Source organism: Enterococcus sp. DIV1375a (assembly GCF_051712205.1).
Classification (GTDB): Bacteria; Bacillota; Bacilli; order Lactobacillales; family Enterococcaceae; genus Enterococcus; species Enterococcus faecalis.
The window spans coordinates 344,198-357,060 of sequence record NZ_JBIOOM010000001.1 but is presented as its reverse complement, the minus strand read 5'-3'; the positions used below and the strand labels follow the sequence as shown (position 1 = coordinate 357,060).

Genomic DNA, 12,863 nt, shown 5'->3' with positions numbered 1-12,863 from the left:
TCCTCCTTACAAATTTTAATGAATTAGATTTTGCATTCACAACTTACACCCAAACGGCTAAAGTGTAAAGAAGAAAAATAACAATGGTTATCATAGCTCTTTAATTTTATAATTTTTTCACAAGGTGTCTTGTCAGAACCATTATATAAAAAAATAAGAGTGGGATTGTGTGTACAATCCCACTCTTATTAGGTGTATTAACGGTTTCACCACTACCTGTAAGGAGAAATAGAATTTTAACTTTGATCAAATAATCACACGTCTTCTCTTCGTGAAATTATTATCAATTTCTAATCCATTACTTTTGCTAAAAAGTAATTTTTCTTCCCTTTCCGTACAACAACGAATTTTCCATCGAAATGTTGTGTTGGATCGACTGCAAAATCTAAATCGGTAACTCGGTCACCGTTAATACTTATAGCTCCTCCGCTCACATCTTCGCGAGCTTGACGTTTTGATGGTTCGATTTCTGTGTCAACTAACCAATCTACGATGTTTTTAGCATCTTTGGTAATTTCAACAGTTGGCACATGTTCTAACCCTTGCTCGATTTCCTCAATCGTTAAGTCTTTAATATTGCCTGAGAAAAGAGCTTCTGAAATTTTTTGCGCTTCTTCTAATGCTGCATCATCGTGAACAAATCGTGTCACTTCTTCAGCTAAGCGTCTTTGTGCTTCACGTTTACCTGGTTCTTTTTCAACTTTTTCAGCTAACGCATCGATTTCTTCTTTATCTAAGAAAGTAAAGAATTTCAAGTATTTGATGACATCACGATCATCTTGGTTTAACCAGAATTGGTAGAATTCAAATGGTGAGGTTTTCTTAGGATCTAACCAGATAGCGCCACCCGCTGTTTTCCCAAATTTTGTACCATCTGCTTTTAGCATTAAAGGAATGGTTAACCCGAATACTTTGGCTTCTGGTCCTTCTTTTTTACGAATCAAATCTAATCCTGCAGTGATATTGCCCCATTGATCAGCGCCACCAATTTGCAATTGAATATTATGTTTTTTATGCAATGTGTAAAAGTCAATTGATTGAAGAATTTGGTATGTGAATTCTGTAAAGGAAATGCCACTTTCTAAACGACTAGCGACAATGTCTTTTGCCAACATCGTGTTGACATTAAAGTTTTTCCCGTAATCTCTTAAAAAATCTAATAAAGATAGTTCTGATAACCAATCGTAGTTGTTCACCATTGTTACCTCAGCATCTTTACCAAATAATTTTTTCATTTGATTTGAAAGACTGTCCACATTATGTTGCACAGCTTCCATCGTTTGTAAGACACGTTCGGTTGTTCGTCCACTTGGATCACCAATTGTTCCAGTTCCGCCACCAATTAAAATGTATGGGTGATGACCTGCTAATTGGAATCGTTTCATCATCATAAAAGGAATTAAATGTCCAATATGCATGCTATCTCCAGTTGGATCGACACCGCAATATAGCGAAATGCTCGTATTTTCTGTAAGTTCTCTTAATCCTTCTTCGTTTGTTTGTTGATTGATTGCATCACGCCATGCTAGCTCGTCAATGATATTCATGTTATCACCCTCCATATTTATAATTATCTCTTTATAGGAAATCGTTCATTTAAAGAAATAAACGATTAACACACTTGTTTTTACACGATATTCCGTGTTTATTTCTATGTATACACGGGTTCACGAAATTTTCTTTGATTTGCCACGTATTCAAAAAAAGAATACAAAAAATCCCTAAGCCGTCGAAACGACTTAGGGACGAATTTCTCGTGGTACCACCCAAATTTATACATAGTTTAGTTTATTTAAAATACTATATACCTCTTAACAAATAACGCTGTTACCCGTGCCCTGTAGGCAGAAGCTCAAGAATGTAATTCGATAAATAACGTGTACTAGTTTCCAGCGCCACTAGCTTTCTGTAACAGTGGTTATTTCTCTACTGCTTTTCTGTCATTGCTTTGTATTTAACTTGTACATGTAGCATATTCCTTTTCGTTTTTTTTGTCAACACTCTTTGCTTAATTTTTTTTACTTTTATAAAAGATGTCCCTTTTTCGCAAAAATAAAATAACAAATTCACAATAATATTTATTTGTTTTAACAGCAACTAAAGATAAAAAAATAACGAATAAAATTAAAAAATATTCTTTAAAATTTTTTTGACTTTTTTTGTGATTTTCTATACTTTTATAAAATTCCCGAAGAAAAATGACGAACTTCGGATCAGAAGTTCGTCATTTTGTGAAAAACAGTTTTAAAGAATTGGTGAGAATAATCGTGAAATTTGTTGTTTAAAAATCAACCATTTTGACATGTCGCGAACAACTTCTGGAGTCATTGTTGTACATTTTTTTCGATCTTCTAAGAAAATTGCTTCTAATTGATCAATGATTTTTTTATCATATAACACAGCATTTGCTTCAAAGTTTAATTTGTAACTTCGGATATCTTGATTGGCTGAACCTACTGTGCAGACTTCATCATCCATAATCATTGTTTTCGCATGTAAGAAACCACCGTTATAAATTAAAATTTCAATATTTTCTTTCATCAACAAGCGCCCGTAATACTGTGTTGCTCGATAAATAAACGGATGGTCGGGCTTATCTGGAATCATAATTTTAACATCTACTCCTGAAGCCGCAGCAACCTTTAAAGCCGCCAAGACACTATCATCAGGAACTAAATACGGCGTTTGAATCCAGACTCTTTTCTTGGCAGAAGTAATCAATTTAATAAAGGCCAATTTAATTTGTTCACGGTCACTATTAGGACCACTGGCAATCATCTGAATGGATGTATTTGCCTCTGGCACCAACGCTTCAAGTTTAAAGAAATAATCCAATTGATACGCCACACGATTTTTCTCGGGGGAAGAGACGTTCCAATCCATTAAAAAACGCATTTGCAGTAATGAGGCTGCTGGCCCTTGAATCCGTAAATGTGTATCCCGCCAATAGCCAAACTTTTTAGTCGTTCCAGCATATTGATCGGCAACATTAAAGCCGCCAATGTAGCCTACTTTCCCATCAATAACAACAATTTTCCGGTGATCATGATAATTCAAACGAAACTTCAAGAGTGCTTTTTGAGAAGTAATAAACGTTTGGACAAAACCGCCGTTTTTTTTCAATTCATTCAAATGATGAACCTTGGTGCCCTTTGAGCCAAAGGCATCGTAAAGCAACCGCACTTCAACCCCTTCAGCCGCCTTTTCTTCTAATAAGTTCAAAATTTTGGTACCGATATGATCCGTTACAAAGGCATAATATTCAATATGAATGGAGTGCTGAGCTTTTTTTATGTCCGCCATCAACGCATTGAATTTTTCCGTACCATCCGTAAAAATTTCAACATCATTTTTCTTAGTCAGAGGCATCCTATTTAACGAGGAAAAAAAGTCTGTAAACTGTTGTTGCTCCTCCGTCGGCATCTTTTGACTATAAAGTTCAAAACTTTCTTCTTGGAAATTCTGGAAATTCTCTAATTCCCGTAAATCACTTTGTTGCAAATAAAATTTCTTTTTGTCGGTTAAACCTCGACCAAAGAATAAATATAAGAAAAAACCAAAAACGGGTAGAGCAATCAGTACGAGTAGCCATGCCCAAATTGCTGCTACATCTCGAGATTTTAACAAAATGGTAATTCCCGCAATAATTGCATTAATAAAATAAATAACTGTTAAGACGCTAAGAATCAATTGTCTTCCTCCTTTATTTGTTACGTTTTAGTATACCATCAATTACGGATTTGGAATATCTTTTCTTTAGCTGCTTCTGTCTAAAAAAATAAAAAGAACCCCTCATTCTAGTACCAGTAACTAGAATGAGGGGTTCTTTTTGATGTTTGTTCGAAAGTCTTTTAACTTAATTTCGTGTAAATGGACCTTTAGGAGCAATCAATTCTAAATTTGTACCATCTGGATCGGTAAAGTAAGCGACACCTGTACCAAAACCGCTCTTCAAGCCATCTTCTTCTTGAAATGTAATCGGCTCTCCATCAGGTTCTACGCCAATCGCTCTTAAACGTGCAACAGCTGCATCAATATCTTCCACTTCGAAACACATATGCATTGCACTAATTTGTTCGTTGGAATAAGAAGCTTTTTCTGATTTTGGTTTAACATATTCTAATAAATCAATATTGATGTTTTCTAGATGCACATTGGCATACTTGATTAATGTATCATCTAACCCTTGTGTTTGGGCCATTCGTTTTCCACCAATTTCATCACGATTTGCGATTTTTGTTCCTGTTAATGCTTCATAAAACTTTACTGATTCATCCAAATTACTGACTGTAATCCCCACGTGGTTGACTACTGAAAAACCTTTAACTGCTTCACTCATTGTATCCCTCCTAGTTAATTTTTAGAAATCAAACGTGTCTGGATCTGGTCCCACACGTAACGATTCATTCAATTGGTTAATTTGCGCCATTTCTTCTGCACTTAGTTCAAAATCAAAGACCGCTGCATTGCTAATCATCCGTTCTTTGTGGACAGATTTCACGGCTAATAAGATATCTTGTTGAATATCCCAACGTAAAATCACTTGCGCTGCTGATTTATTATGGTTCTCAGCAATCGCCAAAATGGTTTCATTCGATAATAATTGACCTTGCATCAATGGTGACCAAGCTTGGATTTTGATATCATGTTTTTCACAGAAATCACGCACTTCTTTTTGATCCAATTTTGGATGTAGTTCCACTTGGTTAATTACCGGAACAACTTTTGCATAAGAAAGTAAATCTTCTAAATAATGAACTTGGAAGTTGCTGACACCAATTGCTTTCACTTTTCCTTCGGCGTATAAAGTTTCTAAAGCTTGCCATGATTCTTTGTAAGAATTATTTCCTGGCCAATGAATTAAATACAAATCTAAATAATCTAAACCTAAACGTTCCAAACTATCATTGAAAGCTTGAATTGTTTCATCATAGGAAATATGCGCGTTCCAAACTTTCGAGGTAACAAATAAGTCCTCACGGTTCAAACCAGTTGCCGCTAAGCCTGCTTTAATTCCCGCTCCTGTGCCAGATTCATTGCCATAGATTTGCGCTGTATCGATTAAACGATAACCATTGATAATCCCTTCTTCGACCACTTTTGCTGTCTCTTCATCTGGTATTTGGAATACCCCGAGACCCATTCCTGGAATTTTAGTGCCGTTGTTTAATGTTACTGTATCTGCTAGTGATGTAATCATTTGATTCGCTCCTTTAACGTTTTCTGATATCATCATATACCGTGCCGTACATGCTGCATAGTACGTACTTTTTCGTTTCATAGGAACCAAAAAGTGCGCTTTTTGTTAAATTCGCTTTTTTAGCCTGAAAAAATTTTAACTTTTTTTATATAACGCACTTTTTCTATCTTCTAAGCGTAGCATTCTTTAAACGATTTAATGAATATATCTCTCACGACACTCAACATTTTAGATAAAAAAAGAGAACGCGTACTCCGTCTTCGAAACGTCCTAAGACGCCGACAGAATACCGTTCTCGTGGGTTTGGCACCCAATGGGGGCATAGGGATTCGAACCCTAGACCCTCTGATTAAGAGTCAGATGCTCTAACCAACTGAGCTATGCCCCCGTTGTATAAAATGGCTTTTCAGCTACCTCAATATTGTAGCACTCCGCTATTATTTATACAAGAGGGAATTTTTTTCAGTTGTTATTCTTGTGAAGATTGTTCTTTTTTTACAGGACAAGCTGTTTGACAATCTTCACAACTTCGCCCTTTTTTGATTCGTCGATAGGTGATGATTCCTGCTGTTCCAAAAATTAAAATGGATAAAATAATTGTTGCCATCCGTTATTACCCTCTTTCTAAAGAAGTGATTGCTTGGACACTTTCTTTGCCTGGCTTTGGTTTTCTTATAAGGAAGTAAAATCCAGCTAAAACAACGCCCATCGCTAAAAAAGTCCCCAGAGTTAGTGTACCTTTTTCGACTAACACATGGCCCAATTGATAAATCACAAAACTAACCATATAAGCCAAACCGCATTGATAACCAATGGCTCCTAATGTCCATTTAAGGTCTCCCATTTCACGACGAATTGCGCCAATTGCAGCAAAACAAGGTGCACATAATAAGTTAAAAGTTAAGAACGAATAGGCCGCGACTGGCGTAAAGGTGTGTTGCAGTGCGCCCCAGACTTCTACCCCGTTTTCAGAAACATCTTTCACATTGCCAAATAAAATGCCTAAGGTACCAATAATATTTTCTTTCGCTATCAATCCTGTAATTGTGGCAACTGCCCCTTGCCAATTCCCCCAGCCTAATGGGATAAATAGCACCGCCAACCCTTTACCTAGAAATGCTAGAATACTTTGACTTTCTGGAACGGGTTGAAACGTCACAGAATAATGTGACATGAACCAAATGAGAATACTGGAAACAAAAATAATCGTTCCTGCTTTTTTTACAAATGAGCGACATCGTTCATAGGCATGTCGAACCACACTTCTAAGCTGTGGCAAATGATAGGCGGGAAGTTCCATAATAAATGGTGCTGGATCTCCCGAAAAATGCTTGGTCTTTTTTAAAGCAATCCCTGATAACACAATGGAAGCAACCCCTAAGAAATAAGCAGAGGGCGAAACCCAACTTTGGTTAGGAAAAAATGCACCTGCAATCAGAGCGATAATTGGCAACTTCGCCGAACACGGCATAAAAGTCGTGACCATAATAGTCATTCGCCGATCGCGTTCGTTTTCAATCGTTCGACTAGCCATCACGCCTGGGACCCCACAACCTGTCGCAATTAACATCGGAATAAATGACTTACCAGATAGGCCGAATTTCCGAAACAAGCGATCCATGACAAAGGCAATCCGTGCCATATAGCCACAATCTTCTAAAAAACCTAAACATAAAAACAGGACGGCCAGTTGTGGTAAAAAGCCTAACACAGCCCCAACACCTGCAATGATCCCATCTAAAATTAAACTTTGCATCCATGGCGCTACTTGCCATTGCGCCAACCAATTTCCTACAAATTGAGGAACCCATTCCCCAAAAAAGACATCATTTAACCAGTCTGTCCCCATTGTACCAACCGTTTGAATAGACAAGTAATAGACCAACCACATCACAAACGCAAAGATTGGCAACGCCAACCACCGATTGGTTACCACTCGGTCAATCTTATCACTGTGAGTAAATGTCATTTCTGTTTTTTTCGTCGCACACAAAGCAATTAATCGAGCAATAAAGGCATAGCGTTCATTGATGATAATCGCTTCACTTTCATCTTGAAAGATTTTTTCAGTAATTTGAATGACTTCTTCAATTTCTTTTTCTTGAAAAGAACTCAATAATAATTGCTCTTTGGTTCGAACATCTCGTTCAAAAAGTTTTAAACTATACCAACGCTGTTGCGTTTCAGGAACAGTATTCCCTAAAATATCAACAATTTCAGCAAGTGCTGCTTCTAAGCGATTATCATAAGAAGGATAAATAACCTCTGTCTCTATGGCATTCGCTCGCTGCTTACTTTGTTTTAAAGCATGATCCAACCCACGATTCTTCAAAGCACTAATCTCAACGACAGGCACGCCTAAGCCATAACTTAACTTTTCACTATTCAATGTTTGGCCGTTTTTTTCCAACAAATCCATCATGTTTAACGCACAAACAACCGGTAATCCGGTTTCAATTAATTGTGTTGTTAAATAAAGATTCCGTTCCAAATTGGTCACATCGAGAATATTCAAAATCACTGAAGGTTGGTCCTCCAAAAGATAATCTCGTGCCACAATTTCTTCAGGCGTATAAGGAGAAAGAGAGTAAATCCCTGGCAAATCTTGAATAATGAGTGTCTTATCTTTCTTTGCCACCCCCTCTTTGCGTTCCACAGTCACCCCTGGCCAGTTTCCAACATATTGGTTGGCTCCTGTTAACATATTGAACGTTGTCGTTTTACCGCTATTAGGGTTACCAGCTAGTGCAATTTGCTGAGTCATTCGCTTTCCTCCTTCTCAACCAAGATTAGTTCCGCTTCACTTTTTCGTAACGTTAGTTCGTAGCCACGTACATTGATTTCAATTGGATCGGCTAAAGGAGCTACTTTACGAATAAAAATTACTGTTCCTTTTGTTAAGCCCATGTCCATCAACCGACGTTTCACCGCTCCTTGTCCGTGGATCCCTACTATTGTAGCGCGTTCTCCAACTTTCAAGGTATCTAAGGAGACCCAAACTTTCTCATTCGCCGAGCGCTCCTCCACATGAATCGCTTGTAAAATCGTATCTGTCAGCGCAATTCGACTATTATGTAATAAAACAATACCATTTTGATTCTGATAATTGACAAGGACAACTGCTTGGCCTGCAACGACACCTAAATTGTTCAGATGTTTCTTTGTCTGAACATCTGCTTGGACGCTTTCGACTGTATAGACTTTCCCAACTTCTGCCTGCGCTAACGTAATCATTTACTTTCCTCCATGTGAAAAAGTTTCAAACGAAAATGAGAATCGTTCTCAATTAAAAGAATACGCTTGCTTACACGGAAAGTCAATAAATTTCTGGATGTATCTCCTGTTTTCTTCTATTTTCCTTCTATATAGAGACACTTTTTTCAGGTTACCATTTTTGAAAAAAGTCAGCACTTGTTTTTTATGTTACTAGCTACTGTAAAATTCCACTCATTCAATAACAAATCCGCTTATTTTTTCTTCTTGTGCCTAACTCAAATGTCAACACAATATTTAGTGTTTTTTCACTAAATGTTCTCTTTCAAAATTTCAATTTTTTTGTTTGTCAAACACTGACCAATGTGTTTTTTCTCCCAAAAACGAGGATTCACGTGTTTTCATTTTTCTTTCAAAAACACAAAAACTAGTATTATGAGAAAAACGCACCACAATATATAGTGTTAAAGTGTTGACTTTTTTCTACATAGATTTATACTAGTCTATGTAGAAAAAAAGAGGAGGAACTTTCAATGAACGTAAAAATCTTTTCAAAAAATAACTGTATCCAATGTAAAATGGCGAAACGTTTCCTAAGTGAAAATAACATCGCTTTTGAAGAAATCAATATCGACGCACAACCAGATGCTATCGACTGGTTAAAAGAACAAGGGTTCCAAAGCGTACCGGTAATCACATCTGAAGCAACAACCGTTGTTGGCTTCCGTCCAGACCAATTAAAACAATTGGCTAGCTAAGATGAAACTTGTTTATTTTTCAGTCACCGGTCAAACAAGGCGCTTTATTAAAAAATTGGATTTGCCTGCTTATGAACTTGAGCCAGCGAATCCTTTTTTTGAAATAAATGAGCCTTTTATTCTTGTCATTCCTACCTATGATGCAGAAATTACAGAGGTAGTGAATGACTTTCTTGATTATAAAAGTAATCAAGAACTGTTAGTTGGTGTAGCTGGTGGGGGCAACCGTAATTTTGCTGAATTATTTGTCTATACCGCTAAAGATATTGCCCGCGATTATCACGTTCCGCTTCTATACTCCTTTGAGTTTAGCGGAACAGACGAAGACGTGGAGACCTTTAAGAAAGTAGTGGAAGAAATTGAGTCTAAAAGAAATTAAAGATGTCAGCTATTTCAAACTGAATAACGAGATTAACCGTCCTGTTGATGGTCAAATCCCTTTAAATAAAGATAAAGAAGCACTCGCAGCCTTCTTTAAAGAAAATGTAGAACCGAATACACGTAAATTCAGCTCTGCTGAAGAAAAAATCAACTTTTTAATGAAAGAAGATTTTATTGAAACTGAATTCATCGAAAAATATTCAATGGACTTTATTGAAAAATTATACGCTTTCTTAGATGAACAACATTTCCAATTCAAGTCTTTCATGGCGGCTTATAAATTTTATTCTCAATACGCTTTAAAGAACAACGCCGGAACAGAGTATTTAGAAACATATGAAGATCGGGTTGCCTTTAATGCCTTGTATTTTGCGGATGGCGATGAAGAGTTGGCTTTAACATTGGCGGATGAAATGATCCATCAACGGTATCAACCAGCCACACCTTCTTTCTTAAACGCTGGGCGTAAACGTCGAGGTGAATTGGTTTCTTGTTTCTTAGTTCAAGTAACAGATGATATGAACAGCATTGGGCGTTCAATTAATTCTGCCCTTCAATTATCACGAATCGGCGGCGGCGTAGGGATTACTCTTTCAAACTTACGTGAAGCGGGCGCACCAATCAAAGGTTATGATGGCGCAGCAAGTGGTGTTGTCCCTGTTATGAAATTATTTGAAGATAGCTTTAGCTACTCTAACCAACTAGGTCAACGTCAAGGTGCTGGTGTGGTTTATCTAAACGTCTTCCATCCAGATATTGAAATGTTCTTATCTGCTAAAAAAGAAAACGCTGATGAAAAAATCCGTGTAAAAACGTTGTCTCTTGGTGTTATTGTTCCAGATAAATTTTACGAATTAACACGTAACAACGAAGATATGTATTTATTTAGTCCTTATAGTGTGGAACGTGAATATGGTGTGCCTTATTCCTATGTAGATATCACCAAAGAATATGATAACCTAGTGGCCAATCCAAACATACGTAAACGTAAAATTAAAGCCCGTGACTTAGAAAATGAAATTTCTAAATTACAACAAGAATCTGGCTATCCTTATATCATCAATATTGATACAGCTAACAAAAACAATCCGATTGATGGCAAGATTATCATGAGTAACTTATGTTCTGAAATTCTTCAAGTTCAAACGCCTTCTGTTATTAATGGGAAACAAGAATATGAAGTTTTAGGAACAGATATTAGTTGTAACTTAGGTTCAACTAACATTGTTAATTTAATGGAAAGTCCTGACTTTGGAAAATCTGTCCGCGCTATGACGCGTGCGTTAACTTTTGTAACAGATGCTTCTGAAATTGATGTCGTGCCAACTATCCAAAATGGAAATCGTTTAAGCCATACAATCGGACTAGGCGCAATGGGCTTACACACCTTCTTCGCTAAAAATCATATGGAATACGGCTCTGAAGAATCATTAGACTTTACAGACATTTATTTCATGTTATTAAATTACTGGACTTTAATGGAAAGTAACCAAATTGCGAAAGAACGTAACCAAGTCTTCCACAATTTTGAAAAATCAGATTATGCTTCTGGTGCTTACTTCGATAAATATATTGAAGGCAACTTTACACCAAAATTTGATAAAGTGAAAGAAATCTTCAAAGACATTCAGATTCCAACGGCTGAAGATTGGGCTGCGTTACGCGATGCTGTGAAAAAAGATGGTCTTTATCATCAAAATCGTTTAGCCGTAGCGCCAAATGGTTCAATTTCATATATTAATGATACTAGTGCCAGCATTCATCCAATTACTCGCATGATTGAAGAACGTCAAGAGAAGAAAATTGGTAAGATTTACTATCCAGCGCCTTATTTAGCTAACGATACAATCCCTTACTATACTTCTGCTTACGACATGGATATGCGTAAAGTGATTGATGTCTACGCAACAGCGCAACAACACGTTGATCAAGGAATGAGTTTAACCTTGTTTATGCGTTCAGAAATTCCTGAAGGCTTGTATGAATGGAAAGAAACACCAAAACAAACAACCCGTGACTTGAACATTTTACGTCATTATGCGTTCAACAAAGGGATTAAATCAATTTACTATATTCGTACATTTACAGATGATGCTGAAGAAATTGGCAGCAATCAATGTGAGTCTTGCGTGATTTAATGAAAAGCACTTAAATAAGGCGTTCTGCTTGAGCGTCTTATTTTTTAGGAATGTTCTCTTTTTAAACAGGACATTTTCAGATATACTGGACAAAGAAGAACGGCTGCACGCTCCTATTTGGACTCTGTAGAACGTTTTAAGCGAAGAAACGAGACAACTAGTCAAACAGACTGCTGTCCCAGCATACAGGAGGAATAACCATGGCAACGTATTATGAAGCAATTAACTGGAACGCCATTGAAGACGTCATTGATAAATCCACTTGGGAAAAATTAACCGAACAATTTTGGTTAGATACACGGATTCCGTTATCCAATGACTTAGATGATTGGCGGACTCTTTCCGATTTAGAAAAAACTACTGTCGGCTACGTTTTTGGCGGTTTAACTTTATTAGATACCGTTCAATCAGAAAGCGGCATGGATCAACTGAGAAATGATGTGCGGACGCCCCATGAAGAAGCCGTCTTAAATAACATCCAATTCATGGAATCTGTCCATGCCAAAAGTTATTCTTCTATCTTCAGTACATTAAATACAAAAAAAGAGATTGATGATATTTTTGAGTGGACAAATACCAACAAACATCTGCAATATAAAGCAGAACGGATTAACGAAATTTATAAAAACGGCACTCCGTTAGAGAAAAAAATTGCTAGTGTATTTTTAGAAACGTTTTTATTCTATTCTGGGTTCTACACTCCCCTTTACTATTTAGGAAACAATAAACTAGCGAACGTCGCTGAAATTATTAAATTGATTATCCGTGATGAATCAGTGCACGGCACGTATATTGGCTATAAATTCCAATTAGGATTTAATGAATTACCAGAAGATGAGCAAGATAAACTAAAAGACTGGATGTATAATTTACTTTACGAATTGTACGAAAACGAAGAACGTTATACAGAAGAATTATATGATGACTTAGGTTGGACCGAAGAAGTAAAAACCTTTTTACGCTACAACGCCAACAAAGCTTTAATGAACTTAGGTATGGATCCCTTATTTGCGGATACAGCCAATGATGTGAACCCGATTGTAATGAATGGTATTTCGACAGGAACTAGCAACCATGACTTCTTCTCTCAAGTAGGAAATGGCTATTTACTAGGAACAGTTGAAGCCATGAAAGATGATGACTATCTTTACGGTTTAGATAAATAGCAAAAAG

General features: G+C 36.8%; 11 protein-coding genes, 1 tRNA gene and 1 other annotated feature. Of the genes, 4 read left to right on the top strand and 8 right to left on the bottom strand.

What is annotated here, in order from left to right; translation table 11 throughout:
- Positions 1-290: 290 nt before the first annotated feature.
- The 8 genes from tyrS to IGJ63_RS01780 all read right to left on the bottom strand — a co-directional run bounded on the left by tyrS (position 291) and on the right by IGJ63_RS01780 (position 8,434).
- Positions 291-1,547 (bottom strand): tyrosine--tRNA ligase, encoded by a 1,257-nt coding sequence (gene tyrS, locus IGJ63_RS01815; protein WP_002355444.1) that lies wholly within the window; start codon positions 1,545-1,547, stop codon positions 291-293.
- A gap of 191 nt (positions 1,548-1,738) precedes the next feature.
- Positions 1,739-1,953, bottom strand: a binding site (T-box leader).
- Positions 1,954-2,244: 291 nt separating this feature from the next.
- Positions 2,245-3,690: a cardiolipin synthase gene (gene cls, locus IGJ63_RS01810; protein WP_101732030.1), complete on the bottom strand. Its 1,446-nt coding sequence runs from the start codon at positions 3,688-3,690 to the stop codon at positions 2,245-2,247.
- A 166-nt stretch (positions 3,691-3,856) separates the two neighbouring features.
- Positions 3,857-4,339, bottom strand: a complete 483-nt coding sequence (locus IGJ63_RS01805; protein ID WP_002355441.1) for a VOC family protein — start codon at positions 4,337-4,339, stop codon at positions 3,857-3,859.
- A gap of 21 nt (positions 4,340-4,360) precedes the next feature.
- Complete coding sequence (locus IGJ63_RS01800; protein WP_308216971.1) at positions 4,361-5,236, bottom strand: aldo/keto reductase; 876 nt, start codon at positions 5,234-5,236, stop codon at positions 4,361-4,363.
- Between the two features lie 278 nt (positions 5,237-5,514).
- A tRNA-Lys gene (locus IGJ63_RS01795) sits at positions 5,515-5,588 on the bottom strand.
- A gap of 81 nt (positions 5,589-5,669) precedes the next feature.
- A complete protein-coding gene (locus IGJ63_RS01790) occupies positions 5,670-5,807 on the bottom strand; it encodes a hypothetical protein (protein ID WP_002383714.1) in 138 nt (45 codons plus the stop codon).
- Between the two features lie 6 nt (positions 5,808-5,813).
- Positions 5,814-7,964, bottom strand: a complete 2,151-nt coding sequence (gene feoB / locus IGJ63_RS01785) for a ferrous iron transport protein B (protein WP_002355363.1) — start codon at positions 7,962-7,964, stop codon at positions 5,814-5,816.
- Positions 7,961-8,434, bottom strand: coding sequence for a ferrous iron transport protein A (locus IGJ63_RS01780; RefSeq protein WP_002355361.1), 474 nt, complete (start codon positions 8,432-8,434; stop codon positions 7,961-7,963). The genes feoB and IGJ63_RS01780 overlap by 4 nt, the downstream gene beginning before the upstream one ends.
- Before the next feature lie 512 nt (positions 8,435-8,946).
- Between IGJ63_RS01780 and IGJ63_RS01775 the strand changes: the two genes are divergently transcribed.
- The 4 genes from IGJ63_RS01775 to nrdF all read left to right on the top strand — a co-directional run bounded on the left by IGJ63_RS01775 (position 8,947) and on the right by nrdF (position 12,856).
- Positions 8,947-9,171 carry a redoxin NrdH gene (locus IGJ63_RS01775; RefSeq protein ID WP_002355360.1) on the top strand — a complete coding sequence of 75 codons (225 nt, stop codon included), beginning with the start codon at positions 8,947-8,949 and terminating at the stop codon, positions 9,169-9,171.
- 1 nt (position 9,172) lies between these two features.
- Positions 9,173-9,550 carry a class Ib ribonucleoside-diphosphate reductase assembly flavoprotein NrdI gene (gene nrdI, locus IGJ63_RS01770; protein WP_002355359.1) on the top strand — a complete coding sequence of 126 codons (378 nt, stop codon included), beginning with the start codon at positions 9,173-9,175 and terminating at the stop codon, positions 9,548-9,550.
- Complete coding sequence (nrdE, locus tag IGJ63_RS01765) at positions 9,531-11,690, top strand: class 1b ribonucleoside-diphosphate reductase subunit alpha (protein ID WP_002355358.1); 2,160 nt, start codon at positions 9,531-9,533, stop codon at positions 11,688-11,690. Before nrdI ends, nrdE begins: the two co-directional genes overlap by 20 nt.
- A gap of 200 nt (positions 11,691-11,890) precedes the next feature.
- Complete coding sequence (gene nrdF / locus IGJ63_RS01760; RefSeq protein WP_002355357.1) at positions 11,891-12,856, top strand: class 1b ribonucleoside-diphosphate reductase subunit beta; 966 nt, start codon at positions 11,891-11,893, stop codon at positions 12,854-12,856.
- Positions 12,857-12,863: the final 7 nt, after the last annotated feature.

Coding starts and splice junctions, on each gene's coding strand:
- tyrS (WP_002355444.1), bottom strand. CDS start 1,547: ATGAATATCATTGACGAGCTAGCATGGCGTGATGCAATCAATCAACAA.
- IGJ63_RS01805 (WP_002355441.1), bottom strand. CDS start 4,339: ATGAGTGAAGCAGTTAAAGGTTTTTCAGTAGTCAACCACGTGGGGATT.
- IGJ63_RS01800 (WP_308216971.1), bottom strand. CDS start 5,236: ATGATGATATCAGAAAACGTTAAAGGAGCGAATCAAATGATTACATCA.
- IGJ63_RS01790 (WP_002383714.1), bottom strand. CDS start 5,807: ATGGCAACAATTATTTTATCCATTTTAATTTTTGGAACAGCAGGAATC.
- feoB (WP_002355363.1), bottom strand. CDS start 7,964: ATGACTCAGCAAATTGCACTAGCTGGTAACCCTAATAGCGGTAAAACG.
- IGJ63_RS01780 (WP_002355361.1), bottom strand. CDS start 8,434: ATGATTACGTTAGCGCAGGCAGAAGTTGGGAAAGTCTATACAGTCGAA.
- IGJ63_RS01775 (WP_002355360.1), top strand. CDS start 8,947: ATGAACGTAAAAATCTTTTCAAAAAATAACTGTATCCAATGTAAAATG.
- nrdI (WP_002355359.1), top strand. CDS start 9,173: ATGAAACTTGTTTATTTTTCAGTCACCGGTCAAACAAGGCGCTTTATT.
- nrdF (WP_002355357.1), top strand. CDS start 11,891: ATGGCAACGTATTATGAAGCAATTAACTGGAACGCCATTGAAGACGTC.